This window comes from Neofamilia massiliensis (assembly GCF_001299475.1).
Taxonomy (GTDB): Bacteria; Bacillota; Clostridia; order Tissierellales; family Peptoniphilaceae; genus Neofamilia; species Neofamilia massiliensis.
This window is the reverse complement of the sequence record NZ_CYUJ01000003.1, coordinates 28,087-48,257: the sequence shown is the minus strand read 5'-3', so window position 1 is coordinate 48,257 and position 20,171 is coordinate 28,087. Positions and strand designations below refer to the sequence as shown.

At 30.1% G+C, this 20,171-nt stretch carries 21 protein-coding genes, 1 pseudogene and 1 riboswitch; of the genes and pseudogenes, 8 read left to right on the top strand and 14 right to left on the bottom strand.

Going from position 1 to position 20,171, the window contains the following annotated elements:
- Positions 1-17: 17 nt before the first annotated feature.
- Positions 18-941, bottom strand: a complete 924-nt coding sequence (locus BN2667_RS04775; protein ID WP_054252208.1) for a pseudouridine-5'-phosphate glycosidase — start codon at positions 939-941, stop codon at positions 18-20.
- Positions 941-2,056: a carbohydrate kinase gene (locus BN2667_RS04770; protein ID WP_054252207.1), complete on the bottom strand. Its 1,116-nt coding sequence runs from the start codon at positions 2,054-2,056 to the stop codon at positions 941-943. The genes BN2667_RS04775 and BN2667_RS04770 overlap by 1 nt, the downstream gene beginning before the upstream one ends.
- Positions 2,057-2,180: 124 nt before the next feature.
- On the opposite strand from BN2667_RS04770, the gene yaaA reads away from it, so the two are divergent.
- Complete coding sequence (gene yaaA / locus BN2667_RS04765) at positions 2,181-2,894, top strand: peroxide stress protein YaaA (protein WP_054252206.1); 714 nt, start codon at positions 2,181-2,183, stop codon at positions 2,892-2,894.
- Between the two features lie 38 nt (positions 2,895-2,932).
- Here the strand turns inward: yaaA and thiM are convergent, their stop codons facing one another.
- From thiM to tnpA, 6 genes and pseudogenes are all read right to left on the bottom strand, one after another.
- A complete protein-coding gene (gene thiM / locus BN2667_RS04760; RefSeq protein ID WP_054252205.1) occupies positions 2,933-3,754 on the bottom strand; it encodes a hydroxyethylthiazole kinase in 822 nt (273 codons plus the stop codon).
- Positions 3,755-3,763: 9 nt separating this feature from the next.
- On the bottom strand, positions 3,764-4,282 hold the full coding sequence (gene thiW / locus BN2667_RS04755) for an energy coupling factor transporter S component ThiW (RefSeq protein ID WP_054252204.1): 519 nt from the start codon (positions 4,280-4,282) through the stop codon (positions 3,764-3,766).
- Between the two features lie 233 nt (positions 4,283-4,515).
- Positions 4,516-4,622: riboswitch (TPP riboswitch) on the bottom strand.
- A gap of 41 nt (positions 4,623-4,663) precedes the next feature.
- Positions 4,664-5,098, bottom strand: a complete 435-nt coding sequence (locus BN2667_RS04750; protein WP_054252203.1) for a hypothetical protein — start codon at positions 5,096-5,098, stop codon at positions 4,664-4,666.
- A 29-nt stretch (positions 5,099-5,127) separates the two neighbouring features.
- Positions 5,128-5,403: a hypothetical protein gene (locus tag BN2667_RS04745; protein WP_054252202.1), complete on the bottom strand. Its 276-nt coding sequence runs from the start codon at positions 5,401-5,403 to the stop codon at positions 5,128-5,130.
- A 23-nt stretch (positions 5,404-5,426) separates the two neighbouring features.
- Positions 5,427-6,323, bottom strand: coding sequence for a carotenoid biosynthesis protein (locus tag BN2667_RS04740; protein ID WP_054252201.1), 897 nt, complete (start codon positions 6,321-6,323; stop codon positions 5,427-5,429).
- A gap of 218 nt (positions 6,324-6,541) precedes the next feature.
- Positions 6,542-7,051, bottom strand: a pseudogene (gene tnpA, locus BN2667_RS04735) (IS200/IS605 family transposase).
- 625 nt (positions 7,052-7,676) lie between these two features.
- Here tnpA and BN2667_RS04730 point away from each other — a divergent pair.
- Genes BN2667_RS04730 through BN2667_RS04710 form a run of 6 tightly spaced genes read left to right on the top strand, consistent with a single transcriptional unit; the run spans position 7,677 to position 14,171 of the window.
- Positions 7,677-7,898, top strand: a complete 222-nt coding sequence (locus BN2667_RS04730) for a helix-turn-helix domain-containing protein (RefSeq protein ID WP_054252200.1) — start codon at positions 7,677-7,679, stop codon at positions 7,896-7,898.
- The gene (locus BN2667_RS04725; protein WP_054252199.1) at positions 7,895-8,917 is read left to right on the top strand and encodes a DNA adenine methylase; all 1,023 of its coding nucleotides are present in this window, start codon (positions 7,895-7,897) and stop codon (positions 8,915-8,917) included. The genes BN2667_RS04730 and BN2667_RS04725 overlap by 4 nt, the downstream gene beginning before the upstream one ends.
- A 2-nt stretch (positions 8,918-8,919) precedes the next feature.
- Positions 8,920-9,768 (top strand): DNA adenine methylase, encoded by an 849-nt coding sequence (locus tag BN2667_RS04720; protein ID WP_054252198.1) that lies wholly within the window; start codon positions 8,920-8,922, stop codon positions 9,766-9,768.
- A gap of 8 nt (positions 9,769-9,776) precedes the next feature.
- Positions 9,777-10,781, top strand: coding sequence for a restriction endonuclease FokI recognition domain-containing protein (locus BN2667_RS09435; RefSeq protein ID WP_202903566.1), 1,005 nt, complete (start codon positions 9,777-9,779; stop codon positions 10,779-10,781).
- Positions 10,782-10,827: 46 nt separating this feature from the next.
- Positions 10,828-11,547 carry a restriction endonuclease FokI C-terminal domain-containing protein gene (locus BN2667_RS09430; RefSeq protein ID WP_202903565.1) on the top strand — a complete coding sequence of 240 codons (720 nt, stop codon included), beginning with the start codon at positions 10,828-10,830 and terminating at the stop codon, positions 11,545-11,547.
- Between the two features lie 50 nt (positions 11,548-11,597).
- Positions 11,598-14,171, top strand: a complete 2,574-nt coding sequence (locus BN2667_RS04710) for a TrlF family AAA-like ATPase (RefSeq protein ID WP_054252197.1) — start codon at positions 11,598-11,600, stop codon at positions 14,169-14,171.
- A gap of 1 nt (position 14,172) precedes the next feature.
- Here the strand turns inward: BN2667_RS04710 and BN2667_RS04705 are convergent, their stop codons facing one another.
- The 6 genes from BN2667_RS04705 to BN2667_RS04680 all read right to left on the bottom strand — a co-directional run bounded on the left by BN2667_RS04705 (position 14,173) and on the right by BN2667_RS04680 (position 19,474).
- On the bottom strand, positions 14,173-15,504 hold the full coding sequence (locus BN2667_RS04705) for a relaxase/mobilization nuclease domain-containing protein (protein WP_054252196.1): 1,332 nt from the start codon (positions 15,502-15,504) through the stop codon (positions 14,173-14,175).
- A gap of 1 nt (position 15,505) precedes the next feature.
- A complete protein-coding gene (locus BN2667_RS04700) occupies positions 15,506-15,862 on the bottom strand; it encodes a plasmid mobilization protein (RefSeq protein ID WP_054252195.1) in 357 nt (118 codons plus the stop codon).
- Positions 15,863-16,190: 328 nt separating this feature from the next.
- Positions 16,191-17,651 carry a VapE domain-containing protein gene (locus tag BN2667_RS04695; RefSeq protein ID WP_054252194.1) on the bottom strand — a complete coding sequence of 487 codons (1,461 nt, stop codon included), beginning with the start codon at positions 17,649-17,651 and terminating at the stop codon, positions 16,191-16,193.
- Positions 17,652-17,798: 147 nt separating this feature from the next.
- Complete coding sequence (locus tag BN2667_RS04690; RefSeq protein ID WP_054252193.1) at positions 17,799-18,161, bottom strand: plasmid mobilization protein; 363 nt, start codon at positions 18,159-18,161, stop codon at positions 17,799-17,801.
- Positions 18,154-19,278: a site-specific integrase gene (locus BN2667_RS04685; protein ID WP_054252192.1), complete on the bottom strand. Its 1,125-nt coding sequence runs from the start codon at positions 19,276-19,278 to the stop codon at positions 18,154-18,156. The genes BN2667_RS04690 and BN2667_RS04685 overlap by 8 nt, the downstream gene beginning before the upstream one ends.
- 1 nt (position 19,279) lies before the next feature.
- A complete protein-coding gene (locus tag BN2667_RS04680) occupies positions 19,280-19,474 on the bottom strand; it encodes a hypothetical protein (RefSeq protein ID WP_004835545.1) in 195 nt (64 codons plus the stop codon).
- Positions 19,475-19,736: 262 nt separating this feature from the next.
- Here BN2667_RS04680 and BN2667_RS04675 point away from each other — a divergent pair, with 262 nt between their 5' ends.
- On the top strand, positions 19,737-20,168 hold the full coding sequence (locus BN2667_RS04675) for a helix-turn-helix domain-containing protein (protein WP_054252191.1): 432 nt from the start codon (positions 19,737-19,739) through the stop codon (positions 20,166-20,168).
- Positions 20,169-20,171: the final 3 nt, after the last annotated feature.

Sequence of the window (20,171 nt, the reverse complement as noted above, 5' to 3'; positions counted from 1 at the left end):
GATCTTAGGGCTAAAAATTATTTATCTATTTTGTTATAAGCAAGGGCAAGGTCTGCTCCAAGTTTTGCGTTATTAAATACAAGTTTAATATTTGCATCTAAACTTCTACCTTCAGTTAGTTCAACTATCTTTGCTAGTAAAAATGGAGTAGAGTCTTTGCCTTTTATTCCTGCAGCTTTTTCTTCTTTTAAAGCTTGGTTAATTATTTTATCAATTTCTTCGTGAGGGATTTCATCATCTTTTGGAATTGGGTTGGCTATAACAAAACCACCTTTAAGTCCTAAAAGTTTTGAAATATAAATTCTCTTTGCTATATCTTCTACATTGTCATCTCTAGTTACTAACTTGTGGTCAGATAGAGAAGAGTAGAAGGCTGGCATATAACTGGTTTTATAACCAATTACTGGAACTCCTTTGGTCTCTAAATATTCGAGAGTTCTTGGAATATCTAAAATTGCCTTTGCTCCTGCACAGACAACTGCAACTGGAGTTTGAGCTAGTTCTTCAAGGTCAGCAGAAACGTCCATAGAATCTTCAAAGCCCCTGTGAACTCCACCAATTCCACCAGTAACAAAAACTTTAATTCCAGCTAAGTGGGCAGCAATCATTGTAGTGGCAACAGTAGTTGCACCAAGTTGGTCCTTGGCTAAAACTTCAGCTAAGTCTCTTCTAGAAACTTTTCTAACACCTTCTGCTGTAGCTAAAAGCTTTAAATCTTCTTCCTCTAAACCAATTTTGATTTTTCCGTGCATAATGGCAATAGTTGCAGGAACTGCTCCTTTTTCTCTAATTATCTTTTCAGTAGCCTTGGCCATTTCAACATTTTGTGGATATGGCATGCCATGAGAAATAATAGTAGACTCTAAGGCAACTATAGGTTGTTTTTTTTCTTTGGCTTCTTTAACTTCTTTACTATAAACAAGTAGGTTTTCTAAATTCATTATAACAATCCTTTCTCAATTAATTTTTTTCTTTCTTCTTCTAAAACTTTATCTGTCAAATTTTTTCTAACTGTTTCTGGAACCTGAACTGTTTCATAGGCATTAGTCAATGCCAACTCAATTGTCTTCTTCATATCGTAGTCCATTAAGAGGCCATAGATTATTCCAGCAGAAAAAGAATCTCCAGCTCCAGTAACATCTAAAACCTTGTCAGCTAGGGGAGGTTTAAAAAGCATTCTCTCTCCATCCTTGTTTTGATAAAGACAAGATTTAGTAGACCTGGTCACAATAACATTGTCAAGCCCTTTGGCAATCCATTTGTCAGCTAAAAGTAAAAAATCTTCTTCAGTTTTAATGTCTTCTGAAAAATATGCAGCTGACTCATCTTCATTAGTTATTAAAAAGCTAAGTCCCTTTAAATTTTCTGGAAGTCTTTCCATCTTTGGACTTGAAACAGTAATTACAACTAGGTCAATTTCATTGGTCCTTGAAAATTCTATTACATAGCTTACAACATCCTTAGGAGTATTTAAATCCAAGATAATAAGCTGGGAATTTTTTAAAACTTCTTCATAAGACCTTATCCACTCAACAGTCATATGCTCATAAATATCCATATCAGCCAAGGCCAAAATCAAGTCGCCATTTTTATCTAAAAGGGCAGAGTAGGATCCAGTTTTAGCATTGGCAAAGGTGCTAACATAGTCGAAATTCACAAAAGATCCAGACTGATTTTTTATTAAATCAAAGTCGAAGTCATTAGCTGCTACACTTAAAATGTAGGGGACAAAACCTAGCCTACCTAGGTTTTCACAAACATTTCTACCAACACCACCAACAAAGGCCTCAGACCTAGCTGGATTAGAAGTTTCAAAGATAAGGTCGCCTTTAAAATAATACTTTCTGTCTACATTCATTCCACCTATACAAACAACACCAGAGCTAAAGTCACTTAAAATATAACCTCGGCCCAAAATAATATTTTTCTTATTTAGGCTGGAAATTATACTGGCAATAGTTGACCTAGTTAAATTAAGTTTTTGTCCTAGTTCTTTTTGACTAATGTAGGGATCAGCCTTAATAAGATCTAAAACAGCTTTTTCGTTTTTATTCAACTAACAGCCTCCTTAAAAACAATTAACAAATGTCTTATTTTAAACATATGTCTATTTTAAAGCAAAAAAAATAAAAATACAAGAGAAAATAAAAAATTTTGTTATAATAAATACGGAGGGAAAAATGAAAATAATATTTGCACCAAGTAAAGAAATGGATCTTAGCAGGGGAGAAAAAACTTCAACTAGCTTTTCAAAAAATACAGAGAAAATAATTTCTAGTCTAAAGACCTTAGACGATACAGAATTAAAAAAACTTTATAAGGTTAGTGACAAGGTCTTAGAAGAAATAAAAGCCTATATAGAAAACTTTGATAAGGACCTTAGTTTTAAGGCCTTAAATATGTACAAGGGCCTGGCCTATAAGTATTTAAACAAAGAAGACCTGAAGGAAGAGGCCATAAATTATTTAAATGATCATTTATTAATCCTATCAGCCTTTTACGGCCCAATAAGTCCAGAAACATATATAAAACCTTACAGGCTAGACTTTAATACACCAATAAAAGTAAACGGAAAAACTTTAAAAAATTTATGGAAAGATGATTATAACAAGAACTTCAAAGAAGGCGAGATTATATTAAACCTAGCATCAAATGAATTTTCCTCTTTAATAGATAGAAAAAAATTTATCTTCTATGATTTTGAATTTTATGAAGACAAAGATGGAATATTAAAAAGCCATTCAACCACATCAAAAAAGGCCAGGGGCTTAATGGTCAGATACTTAGCCAGTGAAAGAATTGAAGATATTGAAGCGATAAAGAGCTTTAATATTGACTCATATAAGTATAGGGAAGACCTGTCAGAAGAATTTAAATTTGTATTTGTAAAATAGCAATAAAAAATCCAGGAAAAATTTATCCTGGATATTTTTTATATTTCTCTATATTTAGAATTTTTATTTAAATCATCTGGTCTCATATTATAAATCCCATCAATTAAATAAGTTCTAAAGGTCCCGCTTCCGTCTAAGTCATTAAGTCTAGTATAGGCAATTTCACCAGCTAGACCAAAGGCAGAAACAGCTGCTGCTGTAGCTTTAAAAATTTTATCTTTGTTTGAAGAAATAAAAGCCGAAATTAAGGCCGAAAGCATACAACCACTACCTGTAATACTTGTCATTATTGGATGGCCGTTTTCAATTAAAATACTTCGGTCTCCATTAGTAACTAAATCAACAGGACCTGTTACTACTAAAGTACATTGTACTTTCTTTGCATAGGATTTTATGGTTTCTAAACTGTTTAGGATAGAATTTTCACTAACTTGGTCCAGAGACCTTGCATCGACGCCATTTGAAAAATTTTTTTCTAAAATTAATGTTTTTATTTCAGAAATATTTCCCTTAACAACAGAAAATTTAATTTGTTCTATTAGCCTTTTACAAACATCAAACCTATAAGAAGAAGCACCAACTCCTACAAGGTCTAAGACCACTGGATGGGACAATTCATTAGAAAGTTTTCCTGCTAAAAGCATAGAAGGAACTAGACTGTCATTAATAGTTCCTAAATTAATATTCAAGCCATGAGAAAGCCTTGTAATATCAGCCATTTCCTTGTATTCATTGGCCATAATAGGCGACGCTCCTGCAGCAAGCAAAATATTTGCACAGTCATTTGCTGTAACAAAATTTGTAATATTGTGGATAATAGGCTTTTTTATTTTGACATTTTCTAAAAATTCCCCAAACATTAAGGTCTCCTAAAAAGAAAGTGAATTTTGTAAGTTTGCTAAGACTTTTGACTTTTCTAAAGAATAGAGAATAAGGCCTGCAAAAACTGCGCCAACTGCAGTTGAAATTAAAAATAGAACAATATAAACGTAAAAGCCTATATCTCCTGTAGATTTTCCCATAAATAAAATTGCTACAGGGTAGGCAGCAAGGCCACCTAAAATTCCAGTTCCAAAAACTTCGCCAATAACAGTTGGAATAAGGCTTTTAGTTTTTTTATAAACTAGGCCGCAGACAAAGGCGCCAAACATTCCACCAGGGAAAGCCATTAAAGAGCCAATACCTAAAAGATTTCGTATTAAGGCTGCAGCAAAGGCAACGCCAACTCCGTAGGCAGGTCCTAAAAATACTGCACACAAAACATTAATCATATGTTGGACTGGGGCACACTTAGATCCAAAAACTGGAAAAGAAAACAGACTGCCAACAACTGCCAGGGCACAAAACATTGATGCCAAGGCTAACTTCTTTGTATTATTTTTATTCATTAAAATTCTCCTTTTAAAATAGTTGGAAACGTCAAAATCAGCAACGTTTCAATAAAATCTCTAAGAGATATTTTTACTTGCGGTCGATACTTTATGGTATCCTCTCACGCCGGAACACGGCTTCCCATCGCTGATATACTAAACCAAGGGCGCTCCACCTCAGTTAGACAATTTCCTCCTTCCTTAAAAGTAATAAAAAACAGGGCTAATACCTAAGTGGTCTAGACCTGTAAAAAATACAAAAATATAATTCCTACGGCGGCATTATCCACATCAGGTATAAGGGTCGAAGTTAAAAACTTCCTCTCAGCCTGTAAAACAAGCTCCCCTGTTAATCATATAAAATTCTATACCTAAAAGGACAATAAAGCAAGGGAAAAATTAAACTTCACCAAGAGAAAAGTAGTCCTTATAGCCATCCATAAGATTTGTAAAAAATAAAACATCTTCTTCTCTGTAAATATCTATATAAATTTCAGTTCCATAGTGGGCACTAGAAAGATTACATCTGTCATTTTTAAAATTTATAGTAAAGAACCTAGTCATCTTATTATAAGTTTCCTTATCAAGCTGAGAAGAATCAAAAATTGCCTGGAAAAATTCTTCAGAGACTAGGCCAGAGATGGCAACTTCATTTTTACCATACTTGTTAGGAACAAGACTTCCTAATTTTTTAGCAATAGAAATCTCTTCAAGTTCATCTTTCCAGCAGACAATTTCAAAACTATCGCCAAGACAAATAAAATGTTTAATTAATTGAACCCACCAACTTTGATCAACGTACCAATCAATCATTTGTAAGTCAAATCGTTTCATTATTTTCCCTCAACATATTTTCTATAATCTTATTTTTTACGCATAAATAATGTAAACCCATTAATTACAATTGCAGCTAAAGTCAAAAACAAAAGGGCAGTAGACATTGTAGGTAAAATATCCATAAGGCCAGCCCAGTCTTCATTTACAACTCTTTGGCCAGCATCCCTATAAAAAGCAAGTAAGGTCAGACAGGTAAGGGCCATAGAAATAAACCTATAAAGAGAAGAATCTCTGTTTTTATAAAAGTTATAAAGATTTAAACAAGCAAAAACTATTGCTCCAAGTCCAAAAAATAACCACATAATCTTACCTCCAAAAATTAAAATTATTTTTCTTCAAAATCAACAAGGGCAAGGCCCATAGTAAGGACAAATAAAAATCCTGCAAAGAGTCCATAAAGTGGTCTTTCTTTAAAAATATTTAAAGAAGCCAAGGCAACTAAACAATACAAGTATATAGCAAGCCAAAAAATAAATAAGGCTGGATCTGTAAGTTTAAAAGAAAGATGGTCTCTCTTTCTAATCAATTCTTTAATTAAAAAGGAAAAAATATAAATCCATAAAAGTACAAAGGCCACAAAGGCAAAATAATCATCAGTCAGTTCATTTAGTTTTAAAGAAATAAAACTAAAGGCACCAACAGTTAAGACACTTAAGACGCCAATAATAATTGCTGCAAGAATATTTTTCACTACTGAAGTCTGATCTGACTTCCAATACTTTTTAGAATAATAAACTAAAGAAGGAGTTTCAAACATATAGCCTAAAAAATTTACCCAAATTACAGACATAAAAGTGTGTTGGTTAATGGAAAGATTAATATCAACACCATCCCAAACCCAAAAACCACCAGATAGGCGAATAGCTGCTACATCTAAAAGTAAGTCCATTGAAACTACAAAAAAACCAGACAAAAGAGCAGTTTTAAAATCACTTAAAGAAAACTTCTTAGCCAGCCTTAAAGAAAGCACAGCAACAGCACCCCACATAAGCCCGCCAAAAAACGGAAACTGATAAGGCTCTACACCGACCATAATATAATATAGATTAGAGTAGTGGTAAATATCAGTTAAAAAAACAGCTAAAAGCTCTAAAGCAAAACCAGCAATAGCCGCAGAAATAAAAAGACAAAATTCCCTCCAAGACTTTTTCTTAAAAAGGTCAACTAAAAATATAGCCACAATGATATAACAAATAATCTCAAAAGCATTTATCCAATTCATAAAAATCTCCTTGGTTAGTAGAATTTAAATAGCGAAAATATATCTATGTTTAAAATAATTATAACACACAGCTAATTATTTAAACATTGATAATTAACCATCAAATCTAAAACAATCATAACCACCGGCGTAGTCGGTGGTTTGCTCTGCCCCTATAAGGGGCTTTTACCTGCTGTGCACCTTGTGCACACTGAATGTCTATCAATCGCACTACTTTTTCAACTAGCGCTAAAGCGCCTCATTCCATTATTTACATTTTTTTCTCCAGTAAATGGATCCATATATTCCTTTATACTTATTTGGTCTTTTGTAAAATCTTCTTTTAACTGATTTTGGATATATTCTTGAATTTTCTTCGTGTTCTTTCCTGCTGTATCTACATAATAACCTCTACACCAAAAGTTTCTATTTCTATACTTATATTTTAAATGGGCATGGCGGTAAAATATCATTAAGCTACTTTTTCCTTTTAAGTATCCCATTATTTCTGACACGCTATATTTTGGTGGTATCTCTAGCAACATATGAACTTGGTCTATGCATAACTCTGACTCTATTATTTTTATTCCTTTTCTAGTCAGCAAATCTCTTAAGATTTTTCCTATATCTGTTTTTATTCTTCCATAAATTATTTGTCTTCTGTATTTTGGTGCACATACTATATGATATTTACAATTTCATTTTGTATGTGATAAACTATTATTATCCACGTGGGTAACTCCTTTCATTTAATTAGATTGATAGACAAATCTATTTTAACATGATTGGAGTTTTTTTACTTGAAGCTAAAGCTAATTATTCCCCCAGCATAGCTGGGGGTATTTATTGTGGTAAACCCACAATAAAAAACCGTAAGCAGGTAACTTACGGTTTAATATCTTTATATCTTTTATTCCCATTCTTCTTTTCAAAACGTCCGATATATCCCAAACCATTCAAAATACTAGGTTCTATTTTTTAGAGTATCACTAAATCCATCTAATTATAGGACGTTTTCAAGTTTTTAGTCCCGTCCCAGTCCCAGTACCAGACAAATATTGTTTTAATATAATATCTCTTTTTGTATTCCAAACTCTTTAAAAGCAAAAGAACAAGTAAAGAGTCAAGACAAGGGTAAAAAGTCCATATTAGGGCAAATAAAAAGCTTTAAGCCAGATGACAAAGTAAAGTCAAATAAGAAAGACCATAGCAAAGGTACAGAGAGATAAATATCGGCAGTCTTCGGACTGTCTTTATTTTATTGCTCAGTTTACCACACTAAATTATATAATTGAAAGGGATCTGTGTTATATGCTATAATTAGGTAGTTAATCTATACATGTAGAAAGGTAAAATATAGAATTGGAGAATAATATGGGATTTTCATATAATAAATTATGGAAGTTATTAATAGATAAAAATATGAAAAAAGCAGACTTACAATGTGCAATAGCAACAACTCCCAAGACAATAGCAAAAATGGGAAGAGACGAAAATGTAAGTTTGGAAACATTAGGAAAGATTTGTGAGTATTTTCAATGTGATATTGGAGATATTATTGAATACAGAAGAAAGAATGAAGAGGAAAGCAAATGAGATTTATTGGTGGCAAAACGCTGATTATACCATATATACTAGAATTAATTAAAGAAAAAACAATAGATGTAAAAAGTATATCAGATGTATTTGCTGGTTCGGGAGTTGTATCTCGTGAATTTAAAAATCTCGGATATGATGTTATATCTAACGATTTGATGTATTTTTCTTATGTGCTATTAAGAGGAACAGTTGGGATAAATTCTAAATTAGAATTTAAGAACCTTAATATATCAAATCCAATAGAATATTTAAATAATCGTAATTTTGAAAATATAAATCTTCATCTAGAAAATTGCTTTATTTACCAAAATTATAGTCCTAAGGGCGGAAGAATGTATTTCACAGAAGAGAATGCTTTAAAAATTGATTTAGTTAGGACTCAGATCGAAAATTGGTATAATGCATCTTCTATTAATGAAGATGAATATTTTTACTTACTTGCCTGTCTAATAGAAGCAGTTCCATTTATCAGCAATATAACAGGAGTATATGGAGCTTATTTAAAACACTGGGATAAAAGGGCGTTGAATAATTTAGAATTAAAAAATGTAGGTTTATCAATTAATAATTCAGTAGGACAAGCATATAATGAAGATTCTAATAAATTAATCGAAAATATAAAAACAGATTTAGCATACTTTGATCCACCATATAATCAAAGGCAGTACTTGCCCAATTATCATGTATTAGAAACAATAGCTAAATATGATGCTCCTAGAATAAAAGGAGTAACTGGATTAAGAGATTATTCTGAACAAAAAAGTGACTATTGTAGAAAAGACTCAGTTTTCAATGCTTTTGAAGATTTAATCAAAAAGACTAATTCGAGATATATTATTCTTAGCTATAATACAGAAGGTTTGTTATCCCATGATGAGATTATTAGTATTTTAGAAAAATATGGAAAGCAAAGCACTGTGGATTATAAATTTATAGATTATAAAAGATATAAAAACGCACATACAAATAAAAATAAAAACTTAAAAGAAATATTATATTTTGTAGAAAAGGAGTAATTATGAGCGAGAATTATATAAAATCACCATTTAATTACATTGGAAATAAGCATAGGTTATTAGCTCAAATATTGCCTCTATTTCCTCAAAATATAGACACTTTTTATGACGTTTTTTGTGGTGGCTTAGATGTTTCTGTTAATGTTAAAGCTAATAGGAAAATAGCTAATGATATAAATTATTTTGTAATTGAAATTTTAGAAATGTTTAAAAAGACTGATAGCAAAGAGTTGTTAAGAAATATTGATGATGTAATAAGTAAATTTAATCTATCGAAGGAAAACAAAGAATCATATTATGAATTTAGAGAATATTATAATAAAAACAAAGACCCTCTTTTGCTATATGTTCTGATGTGTTATTCCTTTAATTACCAGTTTAGGTTTAATTCAAATCATGACTATAATAACCCTGCTGGAACTAATAGGAGTAGCTTTAATGAAAATATGAAAAATAGACTTACTTCTTTTAGAGACAAACTTTTCAACATAGAATTTAGCAATAAGAATTTCAAAGAATTTGATTTCTCTAAAATTAAAAGTTCGGACTTTGTATATTGTGACCCACCTTATAGAAGCTCTGTAGGTTCATATAATGATGGTAAAAGAGGATTTGAAGGCTGGACTCTTGATGATGATCTAGCTTTATTTGAGATATTAGATGAATTAAATGATAGAAATATTAAGTTTGCATTATCAAATGTATTTTTTAATAATGGATTAGCTAATAAAGAGTTACAAGAGTGGAGTGGAAAATATAAAGTTCACTTGTTAAAGATAAATTACTCAAACAGTAATTATCAACGTAATAAGCTAGGCGAAACCAAAGAAGTTTTGATTACAAATTACTAGGAGGAAATATGGCAGAAAGAACATTAGGCTGGATACAAAATCCATCAAGTTTTGAAAATTTAAAAAATGTAGTTTCTGTTTTTGATAAAAATACCGATATATACAAGGAAATCTTAAATACTAAACTTCCTAAATTAGTAAAAGATTTAGATTTACAAAATAAACTCATTTCAGAAATGAAAAAAGATCCACTTGAAATGGACTATGTTTTATTAAAAGGTCATGGTATAAAATCAGGTCAGAAAAGAGCTGATGCTGAGTGTAGTGGTATTGTTCAAGCTGCTATTACAACACAAGGTGGTAGAGCTTATACAGATGATTGGACTGCTGATGGATTTTTAAGATGGGGAATATCCATAGGACTTTTAGATTATGATACAGAAAATGATACAGTCTCTATAACAAAACTAGGAGAAAAGTTTGTAAAATCTAATTCTGAAGATTCAGATAAAGAAATACTAATTTCAGCCTTTTTGTCATACCCACCAGCTGTAAGAATTTTAACTTTATTGGAAAGTGGAGACCATTTAACAAAATTTGAACTTGGTAAGCAATTAGGTGGACTTGGAGAAGCTGGTTTTACATCAATTCCTCAAGATTTATATATTCAAGCAATAGAACTTGCTTCTGAAACAGACAAAGTAAGTATTCGATCAAACACAGAGGGATCAGCTGATAAATATGCAAGAATGATTTCGGGCTGGTTATCTAAAGTTGGACTTGTGCAAAGAATTGGAAAAGAAGTTTCAACTAAAATCGGAGGTGTTGAATACAAGGTCAACATAGGCCATTCCTATAGAATTACTTTGAATGGTATAAAAGAACTTAAAAGAGCAAGGGGATTATCTTCATATCCAAAGACTGATAAAATTGTTTATTGGCAAATGCTAGCAACCAAGGGTAAAGATAGAGATTATATTAGAAACAGACGTGGATATACAATTAAAGCTATTAACAACAGAGAAAGAAATTTAGAAGATATTAAGGCTTATTTATTAGAAAAAAAATATTGATGAGAGCATTACAACTATAGAAGACGAACTAAAAGTTATTGAAGCAATGGGTCTATCACTTAAACATAGTAGGAATGGTTATGTAATTGATGATAACATTATAAAATTAGAAATACCTAGAACTAAGATTTCTAAGACAAATGTACTAGAATTAAAGGATAAAGTAAGAGATAAATTAAAATATGTTGACCACAGATATCTAGCACTAATTGATTTAGCTTATGATGGAACTGCAAATCGAGATTTTGAAATTCAAACAATAGACCTTTTAATTAATGAGCTTAAATTTAAGGGCGTACGTCTTGGAGAAAGCAGAAAACCAGATGGAATTATATCTTATGATATTAATGGCGTTATTATAGATAATAAGGCTTACTCTACTGGATATAATTTACCAATTAATCAAGCAGATGAAATGATTAGATATATTGAAGAAAATCAAACTAGAGATAAAAAAATAAATTCAAATAAATGGTGGGAAAGCTTTGATGACAAAGTTAAAAATTTCAACTATTTATTTGTATCATCTTTCTTTAAAGGAAACTTTAAAAATAATTTGAAACATATAGCTAACAGAACTGGAGTGAATGGTGGAGCTATAAATGTGGAAAATTTACTGTATTTTGCAGAAGAATTAAAAGCTGGGAGATTATCTTATGTTGATTCATTTACGATGTATGATAATGATGAGATATATGTAGGAAATATTATTGATTATAGCAATGTTAAAATAGCTGCTGAAGAAGAAAGTCATTATTCGATTTAATAACAGGGATTATTTTTATTAAAAATAAAATTTAAGTGGAGGATTAAATTTTGAAATACGCTCAATATTACAAATGTGCTTTGCAAGTAAATCCAAGCGCATACTCTCAATATCGCGGGAAAGACAAAATGGAAGAATCAGAATATAATACACAAATCTTAAATATATGTAAAGAAGAAAATATTAGAGTAGTTGGTTTAGCAGATCATGGTTCAGTTGAAAGAGCAGAAAATCTAAGAAAACTTCTAACAGATAATGGTATTTTAGTTTTTCCAGGATTTGAAATATCTACGGCAGAAAAAATTCATATAGTTTGTCTATTCTCTCCAGAAACAGATGCTAATGAGCTAAACCGTATTCTAGGACAATTAGGAATGCCAGAAATAAAAAATGGTACAGAAAAAAGTAATTTATCCTGCATTGATATAGCTAAAAAGATAGCTGAAAATGATGGATTTTGGTATGCTGCACATATAACTAGTGATAATGGAATTTTAAAGCTAGGTCAATTACAACATGTGTGGATAAATGAATTATTAATAGCGGCTCAAATTCCAGATAGTGAAGAAAAAATAGATCCAAATTATAAAAATATAATTAAGAATAAGGAACCGCAATATAAAAGAAAAAATGCTATTGCATATATAAATGCTAAAGATATTTGTAATCCAATAGATTTGAAACTTGAGACAGCAACTACGCTAATTAAAATGTCTGAACTAACCTTTGCTTCATTTAAGTCAGCGTTCACAGATCCAACATCAAGAATTAAGCTTAATAGTTCTATAAAAACCAAATATAAAAGTTATATTTCAAGAATATGTGTAAAAGGCGGTTATTTAGATGGGCTGGAGCTAGATTTCTCTGATGAATTAAATACTATAATAGGTGGAAGAGGTACAGGAAAATCAACTTTGATTACTTTTATAAGATATGTATTAGGAAACTACTCATATGACAAAGAATTAGAAAAAGAAATTGAAGACATGATTAAGAATAATTTAGGGACCTCTGGAGAAATAAATATTTATTTATCTTCATATTCACTTAATGGGCAAAAATATAAGTTAGTAAAAAGATATAATCAAAATACTACTGTATTTAATGAAGATGGCAGTTTGTCTGAATTAACTGTTACAGATCTTTTGCCTAAGATAGAAATTTATGGTCAAAACGAATTAATCGATGCAATTAAATCTTCAGAGACAATTACTAATATTGTTAAACGTTTAATAAAAATCGATGATAAAGTTTTAAATAAAAAACGTATGTACTATAAAGAATTGCAAGAAAACACTCAAGAGATAAAACTAGTTAACGATGAAATTAAGAAATTAAGTGAAGATTTAGGAGCATTGCCTAAAAACATTGAAAAACTATCAAAATATAATGAAATAGGATTTGAGGAGAAATTAAAGCCTATAGTAGAACTTGAAAAGGAGAACAGTTATATTGAGTCATTAGTCAAGAAAATTTCCTCCTATAAAATTAACATAGAAAGAATTAACGTTACTGATGATTCAAGTGATTCGATACAATTTTATACTAAAGTAAAAAATAAGGTAGAAGAATTCAATGATAAAGTCCTTATCTGTGAAGAAACTATTAAAAATGAGTACGAGAATTTAATGTTAAATTCCAATAAAGTTGTTGAAGACTGGAGTGAGTATAAAAATAATAAAGAAAGTGAATTCTCAAAATTAATAAGTAAAATAGAAGGCATACAAGATAAGACCAACATTGAAGTTGTAGAAGAATACAGGAATTTAGTTAGTATAGTAGAAAATTCTAGACCAAACAAAGAAAAAGAAGAGATTCTTTTATCTAGAAAGACAGAGTTGTTAGAAAAAAGAAAAAACATTTTAGAAAAATGTAAAGAAGCCAACAGTAATTATGCTAGAGATTTGGAGAAAAAGGTTGCAAAGATTAATAAGAATAAATTTGATAATAAAATTAAAGTGACTGCATTTCCAATTCAAAATAAAGAAAAATTACTTACTAAACTAAAAAAGATAGAAGGGATAGGAGATAAATCAATAACTGGTATTAGCGAGTTTGATGGTTTTGATTGTATAACTTTTATTGAAAATATAAAGAAAAGACCTACTGAATTATCTGAAATTTACAGTATTACTAGCAATACTGCAAGTAAAATATTAACTATGGATGAGAATAGTTTATATGAAATTGAGGAAATGCAACTAGATGACATAACTGAGATATCATTAAATGTCAATGGTACCTTTAAAAACATGAGAAATTTATCAAAAGGTCAGCAATGTACAGCTTTATTAAACGTATTACTAGTTGAAAATACAGATCCATTAATCATAGATCAACCGGAAGACAACCTGGACAATTCATATATTGCAGAGAGCTTTGTGGATTCCATAAGAAAATTCAAATCAGATAGACAATATATATTTGCTACGCATAATGCTAATATTCCAGTCTTTGGAGATGCTGAACTTATTGTAACATTAAATGAGGAAGATGGAAAAGGAAAAATTATTGATAATGGTATAGGTTCTATTGACTCGAATAATGTGAAGCAACATGTAATAAAACTCCTCGAAGGTGGAAAAGAAGCATTTGAGATTAGGGAAAAGAAGTATAAAATATAAATCATCTCTCTACTTCCTTATCCGTATAATTCTCATAGTTTTTCATACACTGATTCAACTCATAAAATAAATCATTTGACTTAGAATACTCTTGCATAAGAGTGTTCTTTTTTTCTTGCAATTTATCGAGGTTTGATAGTATTTCTTTTGTATTTGGTAGCTTTTTATATCTTTCTAATATTTCTTTAGCAGCTATTTTATAGACAGAAAGTTCACTATAATACTCATCTGCAAATTGCTTATCTTCAGGATTTTTCTTGTGGTATTTATAGATTTCACGATACTTATTTATAGTATTTATATTTTCCATATCTTGGGATAAACTCTTCATATCAGTTTCAATTTTCTTTATTTTATTTAACAATTCTTGTCTATCATCAGCAGATTTTTTGATTAGATCATCGAGTTGAGTAATTGAATTAATTCCTTGTTCTCTAAGTTTAATTATTGAATCAGCCATAGTTTTGATATTGTGTTTTCTTGCCCAAACTTCATAGCCTTTAGAGAATTGAGCTTTTTCATTAGTAGATATATCAATAACATTTCCTACTCGTTTTTTAATAGGATTAGCTTTGTTTTTAATAGCTAAATCTATTCTTTCTTTGATTTTTTCCTCAGTATAATCTTCTCCGATAGTCTTAGCTCTTGTAAATCTTTTCTTATCTTTATGACGAAAAGCAATGTGTTTACCAAACTTAATTTCATAATCAAGAGATTTCATATTTTCTAAAAATTCTTCCCACGAGTTAGACTTATTAATCATTCTGTCTATATCAAATTGCAGTTTAGACTTCCAAGAATTTCCTTTCTTGTTTTGGTCATATTCGTACCAAGACTTACCAGCAGTTTTATATTTTCTTTTGTAAACTTCATAGTATTCATCAATGACTGAAAGCTTATTTTCTTTACATAATTCGTCACTTTGATACCTGATTTTGTGGTAAGATTTTTTGTTAGATTGGTAGCATTTGCCAGTCTTGTATTTAACATTATTAAAGATTATATGGTTGTGGATATGCCCTCTATCTATATGAGTTGCAAAAACAAATTCATAATCTTCTTTTAAAATTTTCTTACATAATTCCATTCCAATTTCGTGAGCTTTTATAGGATCAACCTCTCCTGGTAGAAAAGATTGGATTAAATGTCTAGCCAAAACTGTACCTTTAGTATCATTATCTTCTCGTGTTGTTATAAAGTGTATAAGAGCAGTATATGGATAACATTTAAATGAAGATACCAAGACTTTTTCATCAGTTTTTTCACTCTTAGTTATATAGTCTATTGCCAAATTTAGAGTTGATTTTATAGGATGTATTTTTGTAATTGCCATACTAATCACCATAATTTCCTTTTGACTTATTAAGAAGTAAGGAATGGATCTGCCATATTTCTTTTGATAATTTTTCTATCTGTTTATTCATTGATTCGATTTCATTTTTGTAAATAATTCCAGTTGTATTAGTAGCTTTTGCAATTTGGTTTATATTATTTGTTGCATTTGAAAGTAGCCATTGTAGGTTTCTAAATGGTTCTAAATCTACAACATATATCTCTTTTTCTAATACACATTTTCTAAGAAAATGGGACATTGTTTTACAATTTGCAAGTTTCATTTTCTTTTCAAAAATTTCTTTTTCTTCATCTGTTAAATATATTTTAAGTTGATTTTTTCTTGTTCTATTATCCATAATTTTCTCCTTTGCTCATATCTTTTGGGGTCTTAGGGTTCTCCCTAACAAGGTAAAAATCATAAAATTATATAGCCTTAAAAGCTATTGATTTTTTGATTTTTTCGTAAGTGAGTACTCACTTACTGTGCTTGCTATTATTAACAAGTCTTTAATTTGATTTTCCATAATTTTTCAAATAGAAATTAATAAGTGTAACTGTAACTTATAAAATAAAAACTTCCAAAATTAGGCAAGCTTGTTTTAAGAGTCTGTTTCAACCCCTTATTATCAAGCCATTAATTAATGTAATCCTAATTTAAGAAGATTTATAACGGTGGGTTACAAGTTACAAAGTTACATTTATATCTTTCACTTGATTTGCTGTATCTATTTTTAATTGATTTTCTTTTTGCCATTCTTCTGGCAACAAATTCTTATCAACTTCTATAAAGTCAGTTTCATTTTCTGTTTTCTTTTCATAATATAGTTTTACTGGGATTGAGACTCCACTTGGTGATATTCTCTTGGTCTTTGATGACCTAACTGGAATCCATTCTTGGAAATAATTATCCATAATCTCTGAAAAAGATTTTGATTTTATTTGGTAGCCTTGCATGGTTAGTTCTTTGAAACAAGTTATATTAGGATCTGCACTTTTGGGCTTATATTCTTCTAAGAAATATCTAATATCTTCCACATCTGGGTTTAGATATTTGAATTTTTCTTGCTCCTTATACAAGTCTTTTAGAAGATTTTTTGGTATAGTCCATGAGTGAGTCTTGTTTTTAAAAATTTCATATCCCAAGGCCAGTGCCTGATTAAAATCTTCTCTTATGCTAGATATATATTCTTTGTCTGAGATTTTTTCTTTATTATTTTTATCAGGATATATAGTCCTTATTCTTTTATTCGGGTTACATTCAACAGGTAAATATCTTCTTTCTCCAGTATGGTCATTAAGAAAAGTTCTTTCGTTTAATGTACCTATGAAGATACAAGTTCTTGGCACATCTGTTGCATATTTTTCGTAAGGTATTCTTATTCTATCACTTAGTTTGGATAAAAAAGATTTAGCTTCATTAGCCGATTTTGCATTTCTTAAAGCAACAAATTCTTCAATTTCAACAACAGTTTTACCCATAAGGTTCATGACAGCATCCTTACCTTGAATGTTTTCTATTGTACAAAACCAATCATCTGTTATGGACAAATATCTTGCAAAAGTCGATTTGCCTATACCTTGCCCACCAACTAAAACAATCATCTCATCAAACTTAGATCCTGGATTAAAAATTCTTTTTATCATGCCCAATATCATATGTTCCATTATCCAATTGTTAAGCTCTGTATCATCTGCTCCTAAATACTTTGGTAAAAGTTTTCTAATGGCATTCTTATCTCCATTCCATTTTAGATTTTGAAGATACTGCTTTGGCGGACTCACTTCATATTGGTGAGATACAAAACGAATAGCTTCCCACATTTTATTGGCATTATAATTAATTCCAAAATGTTTTTCTATCTCTAAGCCTAATCTATTGTTCAAAGAATCATCCCAAAGTCGTATTTGATTTTCCTTTATATTTCTTTCTCCGATAATTTTCCCCTGGAATTTTATTTCATTGGTAAATTTATCAAAGAATATTTGTCCATCAATTATTTTTTGGTTTTGGCAATATTTTGGATTTAAAATAGCAGTTACAATATTCCCAGTAATTTGTCTAACCGTCCCTTTATCTGTAGTTTGCAAGTCTAAAAAAGCGTAAGTCTGATCTATTTCTGGGAATTTTAATTTAATATCTGTCATAAGGCTTACTCCTTTTCTTTTTACAAGTAACTAATCTCTTCAAATTTTTATATTTATTTTTCATTTTATCCTCCTGTCTGGTATAAATAAGACTCCTGTGGTAAAATGAACTTGTCTAGAGAACACTTCTCACAGGAGTGTATGCCTTTACTCTTTGTAGTAGGGGCTTTTTTCTTTTTTGATTTCTTCATATATTTCTAAAACATAGATTAAAATATCAGCTTCATCGTCATCTAGTTTTCCAAACTTTTTAATAACTTTTGCTAGTTGAAATATTTCTTTGGCTATATTATCAGAAAGTCTGTAATCACTTACCAACTTAACTTCGTGATTTAATAACATTTGAATAAAATAATCTTGCTTTTTAAGTCCGCTTATTTCAATCTTTTTGTTTATTAAATCATATTCTTCTTCAGAAACCCTGAAATTTAAAATGCGATTTCTCTTTCTATTTTTCTCTTTATTTTTCGTTTTTTTAGAAATATCATCTAGTGAATGTCTTCTAAACATCTTTATCGTCCTCTTCTAATAAATCTTTCCAGTCATTTGCCTTATTATGTCTTACTTGTGTTAAAGACAAAGCCATTTCTTTTTGCTTGCTAGGGAAAAGATGAGCATATCTATAGGTGATGTCAATGGATTCGTGTCCAACCCTATCAGCTATTGCAGTTGCAGAAAATCCAAGTTCAATTAAGAGTGAAACGTGAGAATGCCTTAAATCATGTATTCTAATTCGTTTTACTTGAGCTTTCTTAGATCCCCTATCCATTTCATGGTGTAGGTAGCTCTTAGAGAAATTAAATATTAAGTCTTTTGGTTTTAACTTATAAAAGCTATCTATATATTCTTTGATCTCATAAGTTAGAAATTCAGGCATAACTATTGTCCTTATGCTTTTTTTAGTTTTAGGAGCAGTTATTACATTTTTCCCATTAATCCTTTGTAAAGATTCATCAATTTTTAATGTATGCCTTTCAAAATCAAATTTCTCTTTTGTTAAGGCTAATAATTCTCCCATCCTAAGACCACACCAATATAACAGTTCAAAGGCATAGAATGATTCAGGTTTATCTTTAATAGCTTCTATAAATCTTTCATATTCATCTTGTGTCCAAAAGAGCATTTCGTCAGCTTCTTTTTCTCCCATAGAACCAACATCACGAGCAACATTAGTTTTTAAATTGTAGTACCTACAGGCATGATTTAAGATACTAGATAACTGGGCATGAATAGTTCTCAAATAAGTAGGAGAGTAGTTTTTCCCATTCTTATCCTTAATCTTCATAAGCTCATTTTGCCATTGAATTATGGTTACATTACTTATCTCATTAAGCATTAGATCACCTAGATAAGGAAGTATTTTTTGATTTACAATTGCTTCTTTTGTCCTCCAAGTATTTTCTCTTATTCTTGGTTTTCTATCTCTCTTATAAAGTTCAAAAAACTCCCTAAAGCTCATCTCAATCGATTCAGAATGTTGATTTAAAAATTCTTGTTCCCATTTTAAAGCTTCTTTTTTCGTTGAAAATCCACGTTTTTTCTTAGTTAATTTTTCTCCTTTCCAGTTGGTGTAATTAAATTTACAAAACCAAGTCTTGTTCCCACTTTCATCTCTAAATGCTGGCACTCTAAACCTCCTTTGTATTTGTTGGTTTATAGCAATACTTTTCCATAAAGTATTCTCTATTTACCTTTCCTCTTTGCACACGATAGCCTAATTTAAGTAGATCTTGATTCATATCATTTATTATTTGATATGCAGTTGTCCTACTTACATCAAGAAATTCTTGCACATCTTTTGCATTCATAAAAATACCTTTCATAATGTCCTCCTTTTATAGTTTGTAAGGTTCTACATCCTCAAAAAAGGCGAGCATTAATTTTTATATCTTACATTTTCCGTTCATTATCGAACGGTATGTATATATAATAACAGTTCATATTTGTTCTGTCAAGTTTTTTCTATTTATTTTTTTCTAAAATATTCAGATGCTTGCAGATATTTGTAACAGAACAGTTTTGTTGAGCTTTTGTTCGTCTTGTGATAAAATATTTATAGTTATTATGAAATAAGGAGGAGTTAGTTTGATTTCTGGAGAAAAATTAAAAAAGTTAAGACTTATGAGAAACTTAACTCAAAAAGAACTTGCCATTAAGTCTGGATTGACAGATGCTGCTATAAGAAATTACGAACTTGGAAATAGATCTCCAAGTAAAGAACAATTACAAAAAATATCTGAAGCACTTGGTTGTGATATATCAGCATTGATCGATCATGAACCTAATTCTATTTTTGAAATAATGCATATAATATTTGATTATGAAAAAGATATGAAGTTTAGACCATTAGCAGACGATGGAGAAGTCACAGGACTATTATCAAATGATGTAGACTTTAATAATTTTCTAATAGAATGGAATGAAATGAGAAAAAAGCATTACAACGATGAAATAACAGACGAAGAATTTGAAGATTGGAAGTTATCTTATCCTAAAAAATCAAGATTTTTAAAATAAAAA

What these genes read in the sequence shown, in the direction of transcription:
- thiM (WP_054252205.1), bottom strand. Translation starts at nt 3,754, where the DNA reads ATGTTTGGGGAATTTTTAGAAAATGTCAAAATAAAAAAGCCTATTATC.
- BN2667_RS04690 (WP_054252193.1), bottom strand. Translation starts at nt 18,161, where the DNA reads ATGTTTAGAAGACATTCACTAGATGATATTTCTAAAAAAACGAAAAAT.
- BN2667_RS04775 (WP_054252208.1), bottom strand. Translation starts at nt 941, where the DNA reads ATGAATTTAGAAAACCTACTTGTTTATAGTAAAGAAGTTAAAGAAGCC.
- BN2667_RS04720 (WP_054252198.1), top strand. Translation starts at nt 8,920, where the DNA reads ATGAGCGAGAATTATATAAAATCACCATTTAATTACATTGGAAATAAG.
- BN2667_RS04750 (WP_054252203.1), bottom strand. Translation starts at nt 5,098, where the DNA reads ATGAAACGATTTGACTTACAAATGATTGATTGGTACGTTGATCAAAGT.
- BN2667_RS04745 (WP_054252202.1), bottom strand. Translation starts at nt 5,403, where the DNA reads ATGTGGTTATTTTTTGGACTTGGAGCAATAGTTTTTGCTTGTTTAAAT.
- BN2667_RS04740 (WP_054252201.1), bottom strand. Translation starts at nt 6,323, where the DNA reads ATGAATTGGATAAATGCTTTTGAGATTATTTGTTATATCATTGTGGCT.
- BN2667_RS04695 (WP_054252194.1), bottom strand. Translation starts at nt 17,651, where the DNA reads ATGACAGATATTAAATTAAAATTCCCAGAAATAGATCAGACTTACGCT.
- BN2667_RS04705 (WP_054252196.1), bottom strand. Translation starts at nt 15,504, where the DNA reads ATGGCAATTACAAAAATACATCCTATAAAATCAACTCTAAATTTGGCA.
- BN2667_RS04730 (WP_054252200.1), top strand. Translation starts at nt 7,677, where the DNA reads ATGGGATTTTCATATAATAAATTATGGAAGTTATTAATAGATAAAAAT.
- BN2667_RS04680 (WP_004835545.1), bottom strand. Translation starts at nt 19,474, where the DNA reads ATGAAAGGTATTTTTATGAATGCAAAAGATGTGCAAGAATTTCTTGAT.
- BN2667_RS04725 (WP_054252199.1), top strand. Translation starts at nt 7,895, where the DNA reads ATGAGATTTATTGGTGGCAAAACGCTGATTATACCATATATACTAGAA.
- BN2667_RS04700 (WP_054252195.1), bottom strand. Translation starts at nt 15,862, where the DNA reads ATGGATAATAGAACAAGAAAAAATCAACTTAAAATATATTTAACAGAT.
- BN2667_RS09435 (WP_202903566.1), top strand. Translation starts at nt 9,777, where the DNA reads ATGGCAGAAAGAACATTAGGCTGGATACAAAATCCATCAAGTTTTGAA.
- yaaA (WP_054252206.1), top strand. Translation starts at nt 2,181, where the DNA reads ATGAAAATAATATTTGCACCAAGTAAAGAAATGGATCTTAGCAGGGGA.
- thiW (WP_054252204.1), bottom strand. Translation starts at nt 4,282, where the DNA reads ATGAATAAAAATAATACAAAGAAGTTAGCCTTGGCATCAATGTTTTGT.
- BN2667_RS09430 (WP_202903565.1), top strand. Translation starts at nt 10,828, where the DNA reads ATGGGTCTATCACTTAAACATAGTAGGAATGGTTATGTAATTGATGAT.